Annotated in this window: 19 protein-coding genes; 9 read left to right on the top strand and 10 right to left on the bottom strand. The window is 39.2% G+C overall.

What is annotated here, in order from left to right; genetic code table 11:
• Positions 1-120: 120 nt before the first annotated feature.
• On the bottom strand, positions 121-1,548 hold the full coding sequence (ccoG, locus tag J8L86_RS19670) for a cytochrome c oxidase accessory protein CcoG (RefSeq protein ID WP_055025417.1): 1,428 nt from the start codon (positions 1,546-1,548) through the stop codon (positions 121-123).
• 167 nt (positions 1,549-1,715) lie between these two features.
• On the opposite strand from ccoG, the gene J8L86_RS19665 reads away from it, so the two are divergent.
• Together J8L86_RS19665 and J8L86_RS19660 are read left to right on the top strand one after the other, a co-directional pair.
• On the top strand, positions 1,716-2,063 hold the full coding sequence (locus tag J8L86_RS19665) for a hypothetical protein (protein ID WP_065108836.1): 348 nt from the start codon (positions 1,716-1,718) through the stop codon (positions 2,061-2,063).
• Between the two features lie 83 nt (positions 2,064-2,146).
• Positions 2,147-3,049 carry a 1,4-dihydroxy-2-naphthoyl-CoA synthase gene (locus J8L86_RS19660; protein WP_211031331.1) on the top strand — a complete coding sequence of 301 codons (903 nt, stop codon included), beginning with the start codon at positions 2,147-2,149 and terminating at the stop codon, positions 3,047-3,049.
• Between the two features lie 116 nt (positions 3,050-3,165).
• On the opposite strand, the gene J8L86_RS19655 is transcribed toward J8L86_RS19660, so the two are convergent.
• Complete coding sequence (locus J8L86_RS19655; protein WP_247663558.1) at positions 3,166-4,314, bottom strand: endo-1,4-beta-xylanase; 1,149 nt, start codon at positions 4,312-4,314, stop codon at positions 3,166-3,168.
• Between the two features lie 330 nt (positions 4,315-4,644).
• Here J8L86_RS19655 and J8L86_RS19650 point away from each other — a divergent pair, with 330 nt between their 5' ends.
• On the top strand, positions 4,645-5,376 hold the full coding sequence (locus tag J8L86_RS19650) for an NUDIX domain-containing protein (protein WP_055025421.1): 732 nt from the start codon (positions 4,645-4,647) through the stop codon (positions 5,374-5,376).
• Positions 5,377-5,584: 208 nt separating this feature from the next.
• Positions 5,585-5,779 carry a DUF2061 domain-containing protein gene (locus J8L86_RS19645; protein ID WP_055025422.1) on the top strand — a complete coding sequence of 65 codons (195 nt, stop codon included), beginning with the start codon at positions 5,585-5,587 and terminating at the stop codon, positions 5,777-5,779.
• A gap of 18 nt (positions 5,780-5,797) precedes the next feature.
• Here the strand turns inward: J8L86_RS19645 and J8L86_RS19640 are convergent, their stop codons facing one another.
• On the bottom strand, positions 5,798-6,997 hold the full coding sequence (locus J8L86_RS19640; protein WP_211031330.1) for a potassium/proton antiporter: 1,200 nt from the start codon (positions 6,995-6,997) through the stop codon (positions 5,798-5,800).
• Between the two features lie 552 nt (positions 6,998-7,549).
• Between J8L86_RS19640 and J8L86_RS19635 the strand changes: the two genes are divergently transcribed.
• From J8L86_RS19635 to J8L86_RS19615, 5 genes are all read left to right on the top strand, one after another.
• Positions 7,550-8,359 (top strand): phosphate ABC transporter substrate-binding protein, encoded by an 810-nt coding sequence (locus J8L86_RS19635; protein ID WP_055025424.1) that lies wholly within the window; start codon positions 7,550-7,552, stop codon positions 8,357-8,359.
• Positions 8,360-8,459: 100 nt separating this feature from the next.
• Complete coding sequence (pstC, locus tag J8L86_RS19630) at positions 8,460-9,365, top strand: phosphate ABC transporter permease subunit PstC (protein ID WP_055025425.1); 906 nt, start codon at positions 8,460-8,462, stop codon at positions 9,363-9,365.
• A 2-nt stretch (positions 9,366-9,367) separates the two neighbouring features.
• Positions 9,368-10,237, top strand: coding sequence for a phosphate ABC transporter permease PstA (gene pstA, locus J8L86_RS19625; RefSeq protein ID WP_055025426.1), 870 nt, complete (start codon positions 9,368-9,370; stop codon positions 10,235-10,237).
• Positions 10,238-10,295: 58 nt separating this feature from the next.
• Entirely contained in the window at positions 10,296-11,045 is a 750-nt protein-coding gene (gene pstB / locus J8L86_RS19620) for a phosphate ABC transporter ATP-binding protein PstB (protein WP_055025427.1), read from the top strand.
• A 132-nt stretch (positions 11,046-11,177) separates the two neighbouring features.
• Positions 11,178-11,429 (top strand): hypothetical protein, encoded by a 252-nt coding sequence (locus tag J8L86_RS19615; protein ID WP_055025429.1) that lies wholly within the window; start codon positions 11,178-11,180, stop codon positions 11,427-11,429.
• A gap of 32 nt (positions 11,430-11,461) precedes the next feature.
• Here the strand turns inward: J8L86_RS19615 and J8L86_RS19610 are convergent, their stop codons facing one another.
• The 7 genes from J8L86_RS19610 to J8L86_RS19580 all read right to left on the bottom strand — a co-directional run bounded on the left by J8L86_RS19610 (position 11,462) and on the right by J8L86_RS19580 (position 18,216).
• Complete coding sequence (locus tag J8L86_RS19610) at positions 11,462-12,739, bottom strand: winged helix-turn-helix domain-containing protein (protein WP_211031329.1); 1,278 nt, start codon at positions 12,737-12,739, stop codon at positions 11,462-11,464.
• A gap of 125 nt (positions 12,740-12,864) precedes the next feature.
• Positions 12,865-13,707 carry an ABC transporter permease subunit gene (locus tag J8L86_RS19605; protein WP_065108831.1) on the bottom strand — a complete coding sequence of 281 codons (843 nt, stop codon included), beginning with the start codon at positions 13,705-13,707 and terminating at the stop codon, positions 12,865-12,867.
• Positions 13,691-14,641 carry an ABC transporter ATP-binding protein gene (locus J8L86_RS19600; protein WP_065108830.1) on the bottom strand — a complete coding sequence of 317 codons (951 nt, stop codon included), beginning with the start codon at positions 14,639-14,641 and terminating at the stop codon, positions 13,691-13,693. The genes J8L86_RS19605 and J8L86_RS19600 overlap by 17 nt, the downstream gene beginning before the upstream one ends.
• A gap of 2 nt (positions 14,642-14,643) precedes the next feature.
• The gene (nosD, locus tag J8L86_RS19595; RefSeq protein ID WP_211031328.1) at positions 14,644-15,960 is read right to left on the bottom strand and encodes a nitrous oxide reductase family maturation protein NosD; all 1,317 of its coding nucleotides are present in this window, start codon (positions 15,958-15,960) and stop codon (positions 14,644-14,646) included.
• Between the two features lie 4 nt (positions 15,961-15,964).
• Positions 15,965-16,468, bottom strand: coding sequence for a nitrous oxide reductase accessory protein NosL (locus tag J8L86_RS19590; RefSeq protein WP_247663556.1), 504 nt, complete (start codon positions 16,466-16,468; stop codon positions 15,965-15,967).
• 93 nt (positions 16,469-16,561) lie between these two features.
• Positions 16,562-17,509 (bottom strand): NrfD/PsrC family molybdoenzyme membrane anchor subunit, encoded by a 948-nt coding sequence (nrfD, locus tag J8L86_RS19585; RefSeq protein ID WP_055025434.1) that lies wholly within the window; start codon positions 17,507-17,509, stop codon positions 16,562-16,564.
• 2 nt (positions 17,510-17,511) lie between these two features.
• Positions 17,512-18,216, bottom strand: a complete 705-nt coding sequence (locus tag J8L86_RS19580; protein WP_055025512.1) for a 4Fe-4S dicluster domain-containing protein — start codon at positions 18,214-18,216, stop codon at positions 17,512-17,514.
• Positions 18,217-18,272: the final 56 nt, after the last annotated feature.

Below are 18,272 nucleotides of genomic sequence, written 5' to 3'. Positions count from 1 at the left end.
AAATAAACCGTGCAAGGGCTAAATAGAATTAATTTAATAAAACAGGGTTAACAGCTGAGATTTTGAACGAAACGCATAAAAAAGGGGCTAAACAGCCCCTTTTACCCATAATACCTAGGTTTAATCACCGAAGAATCTTGACTCTTGTTTGATAGAAACAGGCTTTCCATCGATATTTGCAACCACAATTAGATTAATTTTTGTCACTGTTCGCTCTAAAGCACCTGGATCAACCGCAATACTGACAGGAAGCGTTAATACTTCTCCAGCTTGTATAGAAACGTCTGTCGGACCGGTCCACTGATAGTTATCTAAACCTGTCATCGAAAGTTGATACTCTTGGGCTTGTTCAGTTTTGTTGAGCAGCTTCAATGTATACGTATTTTCTACAAGCCCGTCATTAGTAATACGATATAAAGCATTTCTATCTCTAATGACATCCATACGCACTGGCGCAATAGTCGCGCTGGCATATACAAAGACGAGTATCATGACTGTTAACGCTACGCCATAGCCAACAAGTTTTGGCCTAACAATTGTCTCTTTAATATTCTCAAGTTTATTTTCGGTGGTGTAACTTATTAGGCCTTTGTCATAGCCCATTCTTTCCATGGTCGTATCACAGGCATCAATACAAGCACCGCAATTAATGCACTCATATTGCAAGCCATTACGAATATCGATTCCGGTTGGGCACACTTGCACACATAAATCACAGTCTATGCAGTCGCCCAATCCCATTTCTACAGGGTTTGCTTTACGAGATCTTGGCCCTCGAGTTTCACCACGCTTTGCATCATAACCAACTATATAGGTATTCTTATCAAACATAGCAGCCTGAAAGCGAGCATAAGGACACATATGAATACACATAATCTCGCGCATCCAACCAGCATTACCATAAGTTGCTAAAGTAAAGAATACGACCCAGAAGTAGATACTTAGATCCGCGTTTAGGGTGAAAACATCAATGTAGACTTCACGACTCGGTACAAAGTAAGACACAAAGGTCATTGCTGTTAATAGTGAAACAAGTACCCAAGAAGTATGCTTCGCCGTTTTTCGCCAAAGTTTATTAAAGCTCCATGGCATTTGATCCAACTTGATACGCTTATTTCTGGCGCCTTCGAATTTTTCTTCAAACCAAATGAAGATGAACGTCCAAACCGTTTGTGGGCAAGTATAGCCACACCATACTCTGCCTAGATAAGTGGTCACAAAAAAGAGGCCGAATGCAGCGATAGTAAATAGTGCAGCTAGCAAAGTCAGATCTTGAGGCCAAATAGTCAAACTAAAGATATGGAATTTCTGTTCACCTAGATTAAACCAAACGGCTTGACGGTCTCCCCATGGTAACCATGGCAATATCAGAAAGAATGACATGGTTGCCCAACCAATACGTCTTCTTACTGTTGTCCAAAGTCCGGTTACAGCACGCACATAAATACTGTTACTTGGATTGAAACGATCTGCTTTATTAGCATCTGGCTGATGGATTTTAATCCGCTTTTGTTTGGAAAAATCTTTAGATGTCGATTCTTTTGTCATCTCGATGCCTTACTACTTAAAAAGGGGCAAACTCTATTGTGATTGCAGAAAAAGTTAATATTTTAAATAATAATCAACTGAAACTGCTACACACTCGTTTACAGAGTGTTAATTGAGTATATTATACTCGTATTATTCATGGTTATTCACTTTAATTGGACTAAATGATGAGAGGTTGGATCCTAATCGCACTGATTGCCGGTGTAATTTACTACTTTGCTACCGAAACCGATAAACTCGATGAGCCGATAGCTGAAATACAATCAGTTATGGACAATGCAGATGATAAAATATCTTCAATGACAGGCACAAAAATCATTAGAAAAAGTGACAAGGTCATTAAAATACCTTCAGGTGTAATAGAAAGATTGTCAGGTAAAGAGGTTAACGCGTTTAAAGACATTTTCACTGACAATGAATCGGTTGCCAATTTTAAGTCAGAATATTGTGGTTTTGGATCAAAACATCCTATTTTTGGTAAAGATAACCTTCAATTAATCTGTGACAAGATTTAATTCGAGCTTTACGACATCTGTAATTGACCTGAGATTTAAATCAGCCTAGCCTTTGGATAATCGTTTGAAAAAGGCTAGTAAACATGACTCAACAGGTTTCAGATATTTTTGACCCTTCTCTTTGGGACACAGTTAGTGGTTTCGACTTTGAAGATATCACTTATCACCGAGCAAAAGATCAAGGCACTGTTCGTATTGCGATAAACCGCCCTGATTGCCTCAATTCTTTCCGACCTAAAACAGTTGATGAGCTTTATACTGCGTTAGATCATGCTCGCCAATGGTCAGACGTTGGCTGTGTGCTCATTACCGGTAATGGTCCATCAGCAAAAGGCCAACACTCTTTCTGTGCCGGAGGAGATCAACGCATCCGCGGTAAAGACGGCTATAAGTATGAAGGGGCTGAAGAAGGTAAACCTGATGTCGCCCGTATGGGTCGCCTTCATATATTAGAAGTGCAACGCTTGATTCGTTTTATGCCGAAAGTGGTTATTGCAGTAGTTCCTGGCTGGGCTGTTGGCGGAGGTCATAGCTTACACGTTGTTTGCGATTTAACCCTTGCTTCAAAAGAACACGCCGTTTTCAAACAAACCGATCCTGATGTCGGCAGTTTCGACTCTGGATATGGAAGTGCTTACTTAGCCAAAATGATTGGTCAAAAACGTGCTCGTGAAATTTTCTTCCTTGGGTTTAATTACTCAGCCGATGAAGCATTCGATATGGGCATGGTTAACCGCTCAATTCCTCACGCAGAGTTAGAAAAAGAAGCTTTAGCTTGGGCAAAAGAAATTAACAGTAAGTCGCCAACTGCCATGCGTATGCTTAAATATGGCTTTAACCTGCCAGATGACGGTTTAGTGGGTCAGCAACTATTTGCAGGAGAAGCGACTCGCCTTGCTTATGGGACTGATGAAGCACAAGAAGGCCGTGATGCCTTTTTAGAAAAACGCGATCAAGATTTTTCTAAATTCCCTTGGCACTACTAAAACAAGCTTAATTAACTTTAAGTTATTTGTTTCGCCAATAATTGAAAAAGGCGTGGCTTACTTTATTGTTAGCCACGCCTTTTGAGTATAAATGCTTACCCTCAATCGAACCTGACTTAGTTTATGATGTCTTTTACAAACGGTTTTAATTGCAGCTCACGATCAAATAGCAATGGGTAATCTGTTCGGCCTGTCATTGGCCAATCGTTTCTCCAAGTTTGACCATCATCGACACCCCAAAATGTCACACGATCGATTTTTTGTTGGTGCTTTATAAATAAATCAATGATTTGCTTATAACGCTGCGCAAGTTGTTGCTCAACATCTGAAGGAAGTCCGTCAGCATAAGGATTAAACTGTTGCTGCAATGCCATATCTAAGCTGATATCTGCGCCTTGATTGTCTTCATCTGGAAAGGGCAATACTGATACATCAACCTCTGTAAACATAACGGTGACGCCTGTATCAGCAAATGCATTAATTGAATTTTCAACTTCATTCAAATCAGGATAATCCAATGCATAATGCCCTTGAATCCCAACACCATCAATGCGAATACCTTTTGATTGAAGCTGCTTAACTAACTTAACTACCGCTTTACGTTTTGCAGGCTTAAATAAATTGTAGTCATTGTAATAAAGCGCAATATCAGCATCAGCTTGATGTGCATATTCAAACGCTTTTTCAATATAGTCAGGGCCGATGATAGCTAACCACTTTGAATCGCGAAGTGTACCGTCCTCATTAAATACCTCATTAACAACATCCCATGCTTGCACCTTGCCTTTATATTGCCCTAACACGGTATTGATATGTGACTGTAGTCTTTCAAGTAAAGAGTCACGCTCAAGTAAATTCCCCTTCCCGTCTTCAAATACCCAATCTGGCGTCTGCTGATGCCATAACAATGTATGTCCTACCATATACATGCCATGTTTCTGACCAAAACTCACCAATTTATCAGGCGTACTAAAGTTATATTGCTGAGGGCTTGGGTGAATTTCTTCCCATTTCATAACATTTTCAGCAGTTAAACTATTAAACTGCTGAGCAACCAAATCTAATACACCTGGTTTCTTATCTAAGACTTGCGCTTCACTTAATGCTGCACCGATTTTAAATTGTTCAGCAAAATGATCTTTTAATTGTAACTCTGTCTTAGCGTCAGCGGCTTGCAGAGTTACAGGCAAAAGTAGGCAAGCAAGTAATGGTACAAACCTCTTCAAACCAGCGCAGCTTATTAGCGAATTATCAGGTACAAACATATCAATCCCTTTATGTTAATAGTAATAATGAAGTCGCATTTCGATAATCTAAGAAGTGAGGACACTATTCGCTTCATAGGGTAAAACGGACAAAATCTAACAAAACACAACTTATTGTTAAAATGACTATTACATATAATATTCCTAAAACCAAGATTCATTTCAAGTGATTTTTTGTAAACAACAGAATTCGTTGCGCCCAAAGTGCGCTTAATTTACTCTTATTGACTAAAATTTATTTTTCTTTTTATCGTGATTTCATTAGATTAAGCTAAATAACCTTTATATCTGACCGATATAGCCAACGTTTTACATATGCTAGGTACTATGATGACAGTAAAGCCGATTTTAAATGCCAATGAGTTAGCCCAAGAAGAAGCTTTGCCAGATAACACCATCACGAATGTGTCGGTGGATAATCTTATTTTCTCTATGCATGAAGGTAAGCTGAAAATTCTATTAGTGAAATACAATAGAGGATTAGCGGCAAACAAGTGGGGTCTTATTGGTCATTGGGTAATGATGGATGAAAACCTTGAAGATGCCGCATCGAGGGTTGTGAAACAAACGACAGGTGTCGATAACTTATATTTGGATCAGCTAGGCGCATTTGGTCAAGTCGATCGATACCCTACCCGTCGTATCATTACGGTTGCCTTTTATTCTTTAGTCCGTTTTGATGAAACACGTTTAGCCATGGGCAATAACGCCTATGAAATTGAATGGTTTGATGTCTATAACTTACCGCAGCTCGTTTTCGATCACGCAGAAATTATTAAAAGCTCACTAAGTAATCTTAAATATAAAGTCCACCACGAACCAATTGGCTTTAATTTATTACCAGAGAAATTTACCCTGCTGCAGTTACAAGAGATTTACGAATCAATTCTTAACAGTAAGCTCGATAAACCTAACTTTCGACGCAAGATATTAAAAATGAATCTATTGATCAATTGCAACGAAAAACAAAAAAACGTAGCTCATCGCGCTGCCGCATTATTTTGTTTTGATAAAGTGGTTTACGAACAGCTTAAACAGTATGGATTTAACTTCGAGTTTTAATTCAATCCGCTAATGAAACGTTATTAAGTCGCCTAAGATACGCTTAAGCGACTTTTTTATTCCTCTCAATCAGATAGATATACACGACCCGACGAGATACTCCTGTTTAATCGAATAAACCTTTTGACTTAATTTGTAAAAAACGCTTTAAATGGTAATGATAACTGTTATCATCGGGTAATTAAAAACAAACTTACTCGAGGTTCACATGAAAAAAACCATGACTTTCGCCATTTTGCATTTCAGTGTTGCATTCACCATTACATATTTACTAACTGGAAGTATTGTCATTGGTGGTGCTGTGGCATTAATAGAACCTGCCGTAAATACCATTGTTTTTTATTTCCATGACAAAGTTTGGAATAAAATAGAGGCAAACAGCTTAGCTAACGCTATCAGCTAGTGCCTCATATTAAGAAAACTACTTTGCAGGTTTGTCTTTTTCAAGTCCTAGCTTATTTGCCAATGGCGCTATCGCTCCACCTTGAATAAAGATAGAAAATAAGACAAAGAAAAACACCATATGCACAATATCAATTGCGCCTGGAACACCAGCTGCAGCAGGTATTAACGCAAACACAATAGGTGTTGCCCCTTTTAGGCCTATCATAGAAATGAATAGTCGCTTTTTCCAACTGGCTTTTACAAAAGGTAAATAGCACAGTTGAACAGCAAGCGGCCTTGCAACAAATATGAGTAATAAAGCTGGAAGTATAGATATCCAGAATACGGTCATCAGCGTCTGTGGGAATATTTGTAGACCTAACACAATAAACATTAGTGCCTGAGCCAACCATGATAAACTGTTAAAAAAGTGCAAGTTAACTTGCTGCCCTCTTTTAATGCCGTTGCCAATAACGACACCCGCAATGTAAGAAGCCAATAATATATTGCCCCCCAATAAATCAGCACCGTAAGTCGCAATGATAAAGCTGGCTAATACAAACACTGGTATCAAGCCATACTCTGACAAACTAATCTTATTTAGCAGTGTTACAGCAAGCTTACCAATTAAAAATCCGACGATAATTGCAATAGCGATTTGAGTAAACAAGCTCAAACTTAAAGAAGATACAGTAACCGATTGTGTTGAAGACAGTGCCATCTCGGTTAATACAATAACCATTAGCATAGCTACTGGGTCATTGGTTGCTGACTCAAACTCCAAAACGGTGTCGGTTTCTTCTTTTAACTTTAACTTTTTCGACTCTAAAATCGAAAATACTGCCGCCGCATCCGTTGAAGACACAACAGCGGCAAATAGTAGGCAAATTACAAAATTGAAGTCGAGCAGCAAATATAAAATACAAGCGAAGATGAGAGTGGTAAATATCACCCCAAAGGATGCCAAAACGCCCCCTTCTTTATACGCTATCTTAATTTTATCCGTCGAGGTATTAAGGCCACCAACAAAAACAATCACATTTAGCGCTAAGCCACCAATCCATGCTGTTTTGTCCAAATTGTCATAAACAAAATTAAACTCACCATTACCAAGTGAAAGACCCACTCCCATAAAGATGAATAGTGACGGGATCCCTAAGGTACGGGAAGGATGATGCAATAAAATGCCAATAACGATCAGAATAGACATTCCAATCATAATCATTTCTGTGGTCATAACGTCCCTTTTTATTTTGATAAGAAAATGAACTGAGAAGGCCACCAAAATCAAACTTAAGTTATAAAGACATCGCAGCTTATAACTTAATTATTGGCAGTGCTTGAGTGTAATAAAACTTTAATAAAAATTTTTACGCTAAATAGTTTGGCGGCAATATAACATCAATCCTCAAATCCACCTTAACTTAAGCTTAATCCAAGATTAACACCAAAAGCATTTTGCGCTTACTCAGTCAAATTGAACACCTTTACACTTCAATAATACTTGGCTTTGAACCCTTTAATAGCAATTTAAGGTATTCAGCGTTTTTTTTGCTGAATTATAGTTAATAAACACATCCGTCACACATAAATATAACACAAAAAAAACATAAACTTAGGTAGCTTTAGATAATCCAATTTCAACAAAGAACACTGTAACTTAACTGTCATATTGATCTGTCTTAATGCACTCGCTTCAAATTACAGCGAGAAAGAAGCACCCTAACTTTCAATATCCAAGATGGGTATTAAGTACAAATTTAAGTACAAATAATAAGTGGAATTTGTGATGAAAAAAGTGATTGGTTTATTAACTGCTGTTGGCTTAATGACGGCACCTCTTGTTCAAGCTGGTACAGTAACAGTATCTGGTTCAACATCTGTTGCACACGTTATGGAAGTGCTAGCAGAGAACTATCAAAACACTGCTAAAAAGAATGTTGAAGTACAAAGCACTGGCTCTTCTGCTGGTATTCGTGCAGCGAAAGACGGCACCAGCATGATTGGTATGTCTTCTCGTAACATTAAAGAAAATGAGTTAAACGATACAACAAAAGAAATCGTTATTGCTCGTGACGGTATTGCTGCTGCAGTAAACAAAGCAAACCCAGTTCAAGACTTAACTCAAGAGCAAATTTCAAAAATCTACCGCGGCGAAATCAAAAACTGGAGCGAAGTAGGTGGCGAAGCTCGTCCAATCGTTGTAGTAACTCGTGAAAACGGTTCTGGTACTCGTGGCGCTTTCGAAGAAATCATGGACTTACAACGTACTGTTAATGGCCACAAGGTAACGGCTATTACACCTACAGCTCAAGTAGGTAATGGTAACGGTATGATCAAAACAATCGTTGCGAATAACCCATACGCCATCGGTTATATCTCTCTTGGTTCAGTTGATGATTCTTTAGTTGCTCTAAGTGTAGGTGGCGTTGAAGCTACTGACACAAACATTGCAGCTGGCGAATACCAAATTGCTCGTCCATTCATCGTTTTAGTGAATGACCAGCCACACCCGAATGCACAAAGCTTCATCGACTTTATCATGTCAAATGACGGTCAAAGCATTGTTGCTGAAGAAGGTTACATCCGCGTTCAGTAATAACTGACCACGGTATATTAAGAGGAGCTTATGCTCCTCTTTTGTAGTTTCTATCAAATATTAAAAATGATTAATCATCAGTACGACCTCGAGGCATATGATGAATACAGCAACTAAAGTCCAATCACAAGGACTGCAACTTGCACCAAAAAAAGCCATGGACATAAAAGAAATCTTCTTTCATGGCCTTTTCCTATGTTGCGCTATGGTTGGCGTACTATCGGTTTCCACCATCGGATGGTTTGTATTTAACGAAGGTTTACCTGCATTTAAAGAAGCAGGTGTTACTGAGTTTGTAACAGGTAAAGAATGGCTGCCACCAGCACTTTATGGCATTTTACCTATGATTGTTGCCTCAATGATATCAACAGCTGGTGCTGTAATCATTGGTGTCCCTATTGCTATTTTAACCGCTGTATTTTTGGCAGAAATTGCCCCTAAATGGTTAGCAGATTTAGTTAGACCAGCAGTTGAGTTACTGGCTGGCATTCCTTCTGTTGTATACGGATTTTTTGGATTGGTGATTATTGTCCCAGCCATTGAAACGATTTTTAATATTCCTGCTGGTAACACCATTTTGGCGGGAATCATTGTGTTGGCAATTATGATTTTGCCAACCGTCATTACTATTTCAGAAACATCTATTAGAGCCTTACCTTCTGTGTATAAAGAAGGTGCACTAGCCTTGGGCGCATCGCATATATACAGTATTTTTAAAGTACTGATCCCTGCCGCTAAAAGCGGCATCTTTACAGGCGTTGCACTGGGCGTTGCTCGTGCAATTGGTGAAACCATGGCCATCATTATGGTTATGGGTAACGCACCGGCTATGCCAGGTTCGTTATTAGAACCTGCACGTACACTTACCGCTAACATCGCAATGGAAATGTCTTACGCAACAGGCATCCATTCAAGTGCACTGTATGCAACAGGTATTGTCTTATTGGCATTTATCGTTTTGCTTAACGGTTCATTGTTATACCTAAATCGCAAGAGAGCGTATTAATCATGTCTAAGTTTACTCAATCAAACTCATTAGTATCGAGACAGAATCAAGATAAATTGCTTCATGGCGCTATTTGGGCTGCTGCCGGTATCACTATCTTATTTTTGTTATGGGTGGTTTGGCACATTCTCTCAAATGGATTAAGCCATGTTAGTTGGGAGTTTATTACTGGTGCCTATACCCGCATTGGCGAAGCTTCTGGTATTTGGGCGATGATTGTATCGACCGTATATATGGTACTACTGTCATTAGCTTTCGCAGCACCAATTGGCATTATGACGGCGATATATCTAACTGAGTACGCCAAGCCTGGCAGTAAAATTGTGCAAGTTATCCGTTTTTGTACTGAGTCACTCGCAGGTATTCCATCGATTGTTTACGGCTTATTCGGTATGACATTCTTTGTCACGACCTTAGGCTTAGGCTTTTCAATCTTGTCGGGTGCATTAACGCTAGCGATGTTGATTTTACCCGTCATCATTCGTACTACGGAAGAAGCCTTAATGGCTGTCCCAATGAGCTACCGTGAAGGTGGTTATGCATTAGGCAGTAGTAAAATTTACACTATTTGGCGCTTAATATTACCAAGCGCTTTACCAGGTATTGTTACATCGGTCATTTTAAGTACTGGCCGCGTTATTGGAGAGTCAGCACCAGTATTTTTAACCGCTGGTATGGTGACTCAAATTCCTGACTCTGTATTAGATTCAGGCCGAACATTGACTGTTCATTTATATAAGTTAACCCAAGAGTTATTTACTCAGCACGAATGGGATCAAGCTTATGCCACTGCAACCATCTTAATTGTATTGGTATTAGCACTAAATTTAGCAACCAAAGTCATTGCTACCCGATTAAATAAATCTTCTTAGCATTAAACAAACGAATAGTAATAACACGTAAAACATCGTGTTAATTAAAGGCCAGATCATGAACAAACTTGAAGTAAGCAACTTAGACCTATTTTACGGCGAAAACCATGCGTTAAAAGATATCTCAATTAACATCCCATCACGCCAAGTGACGGCTTTAATTGGGCCATCAGGTTGCGGAAAGTCAACACTGCTACGCACGCTAAACCGAATGAATGACTTGGTTGCAGGAGTCAAAATTACAGGCACTGTGGCATTCGAAGGTGAAGATATTTATGCCGATGTTGATGTAAAAAACCTAAGAATGCGAGTAGGTATGGTGTTTCAAAAGCCAAACCCTTTCCCGATGAGTATTTATGAAAACATCGCTTTTGGCCTTAAAGCCCAAGGCGTTAAAGATAAAGCTGTATTAGATAAAGTTGTTGAAGACTCATTACGTGGCGCAGCTTTATGGGAAGAAGTTAAAGACAGACTAAATACACCAGCTTTTGGTTTATCAGGTGGTCAACAGCAACGTTTGTGTATTGCCCGCGCGATTGCGATGGAGCCTGAAGTTATCTTAATGGATGAGCCAACCAGTGCACTTGATCCAATCGCAACCCATAAGATTGAAGAGCTAATGGATGAATTACGTAAAAAGTTCACCATTGTTATCGTGACTCACTCAATGAACCAAGCAAAGCGCATCTCGGATAGAACAGCTTTCTTCTGGATGGGTGAATTAGTAGAGCAAGGTGAAACGCACCAAGTATTTAATAACCCACAAGACTCACGCACTCAGGGTTATGTTAGTGGTGAGTTTGGTTAAACAATTTTCTATTTACTTGCTAATGACTAAGCCTTCAATAACATATTGAAGGCTTTTTTATTCGCTTTTAATCACTATCAACTCTACTGCGTTTGATTTACCATTTACTCTTCATTGATATCAGGAGCTATTTTGGCTAAACCAAACGCTAAAGGACCAACCCGCACCGTCGATATTTTTTGTGCTAAATGTAAAACCCAGCTATTTAAATACCGCAAGGGCGGAAAAGGTGCATTAGTTAAATGCTTCAAAGAACGTATTGTAGATGACTACACTAAAACCCCTTGTGTGTGTCCACAGTGTGAAACACCTTTTGCACGAGATACCTTGGTTCGCGGCACGCCTGCTTTTAAAATAATTGGCGGCAAAGTGACGATGAAATAATCGTTCATCTTTGGTTAAAGGGAAAAGTCTTATTATAAGGAGACTTTTTCATAACGAGTCCAAGTAATAATGTTCTTAAATAGCGGGATTATCCAAACCGCAGTGCCATTGTCATGATAAAGCCGATAAAAATAGAGCTCTTTATCTTTCACATGATGTTTGCGAATACCACGATAAAAGCTCATTGCAGACTCACTCACTTGTTCAGGTAAAATAATATTTTTTTGCTTTACCTTCACCTGAAAGACATCAACTTCAATATCACCAATAGATTGCCGATACTGCTCAAAGTCGCCACGCAATTTATACTTTATCGGCGTCGTTCGACAATCTTCATCTGTTAAGCAAATCGAATAATAAAATTGTCCACTTAGTGGTGCTTCGTAGATCATCGAAAGCCCCATATCGACTCTAATCAATAACTTATCGGCAACGGGAAAATAAACATCTGAAAAGTAGTGATGTTTATCTATTTCACCATCACTATAATCGACAGGCAGTATTTCTCTATTCACACGGATACGATTTTCCATACTGTCACGCAGTTGATAAAAAAGCTCCATATTCAACCCTGCTGGAGTCTCATCTGTAGCAGCAATATTCATCGTATTGGTTTTTATGCAACTCTCTTCAAAATCTAAACACACGGCAAATGAATGAATATTATCATCAGCAAGAGCAAAGCCTTTAAACTGCTCAAAATGAGCAGATTCATTGCTCTCTGGAGCTAAATGTTTTTGCCACAATGACGCATGGGGCTGGGATTTATTCTTAGGGTATAAAACGGGAACAGATTCTTTTACCCCACCAATATTTAACGAAATACTCGAGTGAGCATTCCAGCTAGAGACTCTTTTTAAAACCTGATGGTAGTCACTGTAATACCATTGATAGGCGATGATAATAATCGCGAAGACTACGCCCGCAACCTTAATTAGCAATGACACATCAAATAAAGCAGCTTTAATGGATTGCGGATCGTTAACGGCCAACATCGTTACATGAGACTTAGCAACAATACGTATTTGATAACCACGTCGAGCAATGGTCTTTAGTTGAACTTCAGAATAGGGTTCAAGCTTTTTACGTAACGTACTAATACATTGAGTTAATGAAGAATCGGATACAACGCGACCAGGCCATCCCTGTTTTACAAGTGAGTCTTTAGTAGAAATAGCACCTGGTTCAATCAATAAATGCGCTAATACCGCAGATTCAGAAAATGTTAAATCAATAACCTGATTATTAGTACGATCAATGAGTTGCTTCGCATCTGGCGCGAGCTTTAGATAAGAGGTTATGTTTATCACTGTTCGCCTATAGTCTTATGGTTAATATGACATAGGATCAGCATAATTCAGACGGTATACGATTACTGTGACAACTTACTCAAATAACTAAGTAAAAGCAGAATAAACACTGTAAAATCAATTAACTAACTAGATTTAAATGCAACACTTGTAACACAATGCTTCAGCGCAAATAACAGTAAAACAAGCCACAAACAAAGTAAGCCGAACAAGAATGGAACCGTTAACTGTATTTGGCTTAAGGCTCCTTTATCAGCAAAACTGGCATCTATTCCTAACATATTAATCGCTCGATATATGTCAGCAGGGTTAAGCAGCATCATAAAACTAACGAAGCGCTGTGCCTGCAGGCCAAAATCAGCAACAAGTAATGCAAGCAACAACAGATCAAATACCAAAACAAAAGCAAACCACACCATAAATAAAAAACCTAACACTTTCCCCTTTTGCTGAGCATGAACACTCACGAGATAGCTCAGTAAAATAAATACTAAAGCAAGTAAACAGCTACTGATAATCAATTGGCCGTAAAAGCGAATAACTAGTGCTGTATCCGCTTGTTCACTTAACAACCAAAATAATAGTCCACTACCACCATAGGTCAGTGTAATCGCGATTATCAGTAAACCTCCGTGAGCAACAAATTTTCCCAATAAAATATCAATCTGGCTTATCGGATAGGTGAGTAAAAGGGACAAGGTACCCGCCTCCCTTTCACCGACAAAAGCATCATAACTAATTAGTATTGCTACGAGCGGAATAATAAATACCGATAAACTGGTTAAACTACTAATTGTGGAAATAAGGGTCCCACCTGCCAGTTCACCACTCACAGCGCTCCCAGCTAAAGTTACCGTAAATGATAAGCCGCCAAACAACACAAATAGTACAACGCTCCAATGGTTACGTATGCATTCTTGACGTTCTTTTCTGGCAAGAATGTTGACCATTTCAACATGCAATGACATCTTTTACCTCCTGCTGCTGAAAAGGCTGATTGGCAAAACTCAACCCGCCTGTTGTAAGTCGCTGCACCTTCATTTTGTGATGATAAATATCAGTCAAACTAGGTAACTGAATATCAAATTCATATGTGGAACATATTTCAGTAAGCAATTGAATAACTATCGATTTATCTTCAGGAAAACAACGCAAAGTTCCTTGAAAATAATATGGGGACAATACCGGTTTTTTTAACACAAGAGTCTCTATATTTGGCACTATAAACGTCACCATGCAGCCACTTTGAGCCGCCAAGGCGTTAATAGATCCATAAGCTAATTGCTCACCACGCCCTAACATCAATGCGACATCTATGTGTTCTTCAATCAAGGCTAACTCATGAGTACAAATGACCACTGAGCATCCTTGCTCTCTTAACTGATTTATTTTTTGATATAAAAATTGAGATGCTTGTGGATCTAAACCAACAGTAGGTTCATCCAATAGGAGCAATTGAGGAGAGGCAATAATTGCTTGAGCAAAGCCCAGTCTTTGCTTCATACCTTTAGAGTAATATTTGACTTGTTTATGTTGGCTTTCCAAAAGGCCAAACTCTTCAAGCGTACGAGTAACAAGTTGAGTATTCACGCCTTTTAAGTCAGCAAAAAACTGCAACACTTGTTTACCTGTCATATTGTCATAAAACTGAATATTTTCAGGTAAATAACCAATTTCCACTCCGCCACATAATTGTTTTATTGGCAAGCCTAGAATATTAACCGTTCCTTGCTGTGGTTCGATCAAGCCTAATAGAATTTTAATGAGTGTCGATTTGCCTGCCCCATTATGACCAAGCAATGCCATCAACTGACCTCTAGCGAGCGAACACTGAATGTTTTTCAAAACAGGTTTACCAGAAAATGAATGTCCTACCTTATCTAGTTCAATTGCATAGGTCATGATTAATCCTTAATTGATAAATCTAATGAAGAGACTAAAGGGTAACTATCTATCACCCCGTTATAATCACTTTTTATCAATAACTTATCTAACCACTTGAGCAATATAACTACAGGACTTTCCATCAAAAAGTGGGCCTCAGGATAAAGCCAAAAAAGCTTATCGAGTCGATCATTAGGTAAATGAAACTGCTCGCCTATTCCATTACCCGTTATATCCCATCCTTGATAATCACTCCAATAGTTCCCTTGTTGATTTTCGCTCCACTCAACGCGTATGTCGCCAACATATCTCACTTGAGTTTGATTATTGATAAAGTGATTTAAAAAAACTCGATTTAACTCTCCGCCTAACGCCATAGCGACACCGATATCGCAAGCACTTATCAGATTAGACTGCAAAATATTTCCTTGAGAGCCATAAATAAATATCCCTTTACCTGACTCAAATAAATCTGTCGGATCCCCACCTTTCCAATGTATATGGCGTACATCATTATTTTTTATCAAGGAGTCTTGGGTCAGATTAAGTAACACACCAAATTCGCTTGCATGACTGGCTTGATTGTCAATTAGCTGAATATTATTCGCACTCATTAATGCGTACCCACCTAAAACTTGGGTGGCGATATTCTGGCTAGCCATATCTCCTTGGGTATACATATAATGAATAGCGTACTGTAACCCTTTGAAGTGGTTATAATTCACTACACTATGGCCACCCGACTCGAGATAAACACCGTCTCTGACATTAATAATTTGGTTATTGAGAATTTGGGCATTTTCGCTCTTTTTCAGGTGAATACCATCACCGCGATCAAGTATTGCTAACTGATGATTACCAATAAACTGATTGTGTTGAATTAAAATATGTTCTATTTCTTCGGCATAAATGCCAAATCCATCTCCTGATAGAACAATGTGTTCGATAACAATATTTTCTTGGCCTTTATCGATAAAAACCCCTGCATTGTGTTGATATAAATCCTCCCCCCAATTCTGCAAATGCAAATGGCTCAAATGAACATTAGAAGCATAAATGCTAATCGCATTTCCTTGACTATTGGCCTCTATAATTGCCCCTTCACCAGTTAAATAAATGCTATGGTTAATCAAAAAGTTGCCGCGATAAATACCAGAAGCCAGATTAATGGTGTCACCGTGTTCCACCCGCTTCAATGTATCGGTTAATTCTGTCGCAGTCGTCACTTTATATACTGTAGACTGGCCCTTTTGTGCCGCCATGCTTGTTTGCATCATTCCTAACAAACAAATAAAGACGAATACTTTACTTATTACCGCAGCATTACCAGAGCACATTCCATTAATCCTCAGCCAGTAATGCTAAATCAATCTGCTCAAAACGAATGACCTTACCACCATAATTAGCAGCAAACTGATTCGCCCCTTGTTCAGAAGCAAAACTTGCCACAGCAGTCCCCATAACTGCTTCTTTGCTAGACCCATACACATACCAAGCAGAGTTAGCAGATATGAAATGATGATTACTTGGCTTTGCCCAATCTGTTTGCTCAATATCATGTACAGACATCTGTACTATTCGCCGAGTATTTTCTGGCTGCAAAGCATAATTAAACATATCTCTGGTAGAACAAAATTTCGGATTAACAGAACTATTGGCTAACTCAAGCGCGCCTTTAGGGCCAGGGTACTTGGTGATCATCATGCCACACATATGACAGCGATCATGTTCGCCAATATGAGGGTGGTAAGCATGAGAATTGTCATCATTAGGACTTAAACAACCCATTAGAAATATGCTCAACATGACAACAGAAACTAACATTGGAGAAAACACGTTATACATAGAATCACCGAAAATGAGAGCAACCCCTCAACCCGATAACTTATCCGCCTAACATAGAAAGGATAAAGTATTTGGCTGAGGACTTGCTTTGCGTTAAATAGCGAAGTTTTGGCCAGCGTAAAGGATGAACATTCGTAAGCACATCATACCGCTGACAACACAGATGCCAGATAGGTAGAAGGCTTTAGCCGAATGACTAAACTTTGTGCCTGTTGCAAAATTAAGTAAAAGTGGACCACCAAAACCTATTCCTACAACACCAAACCAAAAAACAGCAGCCCATGATCCTGTTATAAAAGCATCAAAGGCATATTGAGCGCCTGCATTCCCTGTCGCTAATGACATAATAATCATGAATAGAAACAAGGCTTCAGCAAACATAATTGGCCATTCAGCACCGTGAAGCACTTTCATATCTTGGCTATGTAAGTCTTCTTTAAAAACACTCACAGCCACCATTTTTGCAGCTGCAGCACCAGCGGATAAGCCAGAAGCAACAAACAGTGCCGGTAAGACTGACGTGTTAATCATAGGGAATCGCACTAAAGCCGAAATTAAAAAACCTGTGTATGCACAAACGGCTAACGCCAACGCCAAAATCGCCATTTCACAAGGACGACGAATACCACGTAGTTTTTCAATTAATGGCATCAATGGCGCTAACATTGATGATTCAGCAATTTCTTCTTCTAAGGCAAACAACAGATTTAATGCCACCAGTGGAATATACGCCATCAACGCAATCACCCCGACCGACATCACTGAGTTCAAGTTGTAATAAACCAAAATTCGCCAGAAAAACAATGGATTGGTTAAGTCCAAGACTAAACACAACATGCCTAACGCAATGGTTACAAATGACACCAAAGAAGCAGCTTTTAAAAATGGCGTATTGATAGTTTGTTTTTTATAAAAGCGAATAAACAGTGCAACAGCTAATGCGCCACCTGAAATCCCTGCAAAAAACAAATAAACAGCAATTGGCCAAGGCCATGCAACCCCTTCAGATAACCCCATTGAGAACTCAATTGTTCCATCCATGACTACACTCCTAATTTAACAATTGGGATATAACGTAAGCTGGGTTCAGTTCCTAAGTGCGACTTTATTCGCACAGAGTCCTTAACCTTCAATAACCGGCTCACATATGAAGTGGGATCATTGGCATCACCAAAGATTAATGCATCATATCGACACTGCTGCACACACGCTGGTTGTTCACCTTTGCTTAATTGGCTGTTCAAGCAAAAATCACAATTGTCGGCAACATCAGTATCTTTATTAATAAAGCGAGCATTATATGGACAGGCAGCAATGCAGTATTTACAACCCGCACACTTACTATCATCCATGGTGACAATGTCAGTGTCAGGATCGCGATGAGCAGCCCCTGTCGGACATACTGCTACACACGGGGCATTTTTACATTGCTGGCAAGATACTCGCACATATTTACGCTGACACTCACAGTTATCTTGACCACACTGAGCACATTTTTGCCCATCGATTCCGCCGTTTTGCTGCTCCGTTTTCAGCTTTGCTTCACCTTCGGGTAAATGGTTAGCTTTATTACAAGCTAACTTACAGTCACCACAGCCGACACACTTGTTTTGGTCAAAAACCATGACATAGTGAGGTTTATTCTCGGCATCACTGTCTTTGGTTGAACTACACCCCATGGGGGCAAGTATCAATGAACCCACTCCTAAGCATTTTAGGAACCTTCTTCTTTCTATATTTTCACTCACAACATCCTCCATCTGTCAGCCATATTGCTGACTTATTGCAACCTTTATTGGGTGAC

This window comes from Shewanella sp. MMG014 (genome assembly GCF_018100775.1).
Taxonomy (GTDB): Bacteria; Pseudomonadota; Gammaproteobacteria; order Enterobacterales; family Shewanellaceae; genus Shewanella; species Shewanella japonica.
The sequence above is the reverse complement of the archived record's forward strand: the minus strand, read 5'-3'. Positions and strand labels throughout refer to the sequence as shown.

Excerpts from the sequence above, each read along its gene's own strand:
- ccoG (WP_055025417.1), bottom strand. The coding sequence starts at position 1,548 with ATGACAAAAGAATCGACATCTAAAGATTTTTCCAAACAAAAGCGGATT.
- J8L86_RS19665 (WP_065108836.1), top strand. The coding sequence starts at position 1,716 with ATGAGAGGTTGGATCCTAATCGCACTGATTGCCGGTGTAATTTACTAC.
- J8L86_RS19660 (WP_211031331.1), top strand. The coding sequence starts at position 2,147 with ATGACTCAACAGGTTTCAGATATTTTTGACCCTTCTCTTTGGGACACA.
- J8L86_RS19655 (WP_247663558.1), bottom strand. The coding sequence starts at position 4,314 with ATGTTTGTACCTGATAATTCGCTAATAAGCTGCGCTGGTTTGAAGAGG.
- J8L86_RS19650 (WP_055025421.1), top strand. The coding sequence starts at position 4,645 with ATGACAGTAAAGCCGATTTTAAATGCCAATGAGTTAGCCCAAGAAGAA.
- J8L86_RS19645 (WP_055025422.1), top strand. The coding sequence starts at position 5,585 with ATGAAAAAAACCATGACTTTCGCCATTTTGCATTTCAGTGTTGCATTC.
- J8L86_RS19640 (WP_211031330.1), bottom strand. The coding sequence starts at position 6,997 with ATGACCACAGAAATGATTATGATTGGAATGTCTATTCTGATCGTTATT.
- J8L86_RS19635 (WP_055025424.1), top strand. The coding sequence starts at position 7,550 with ATGAAAAAAGTGATTGGTTTATTAACTGCTGTTGGCTTAATGACGGCA.
- pstC (WP_055025425.1), top strand. The coding sequence starts at position 8,460 with ATGAATACAGCAACTAAAGTCCAATCACAAGGACTGCAACTTGCACCA.
- pstA (WP_055025426.1), top strand. The coding sequence starts at position 9,368 with ATGTCTAAGTTTACTCAATCAAACTCATTAGTATCGAGACAGAATCAA.
- pstB (WP_055025427.1), top strand. The coding sequence starts at position 10,296 with ATGAACAAACTTGAAGTAAGCAACTTAGACCTATTTTACGGCGAAAAC.
- J8L86_RS19605 (WP_065108831.1), bottom strand. The coding sequence starts at position 13,707 with ATGTCATTGCATGTTGAAATGGTCAACATTCTTGCCAGAAAAGAACGT.
- J8L86_RS19600 (WP_065108830.1), bottom strand. The coding sequence starts at position 14,641 with ATGACCTATGCAATTGAACTAGATAAGGTAGGACATTCATTTTCTGGT.
- nosD (WP_211031328.1), bottom strand. The coding sequence starts at position 15,960 with ATGTGCTCTGGTAATGCTGCGGTAATAAGTAAAGTATTCGTCTTTATT.
- J8L86_RS19590 (WP_247663556.1), bottom strand. The coding sequence starts at position 16,468 with ATGTATAACGTGTTTTCTCCAATGTTAGTTTCTGTTGTCATGTTGAGC.
- nrfD (WP_055025434.1), bottom strand. The coding sequence starts at position 17,509 with ATGGATGGAACAATTGAGTTCTCAATGGGGTTATCTGAAGGGGTTGCA.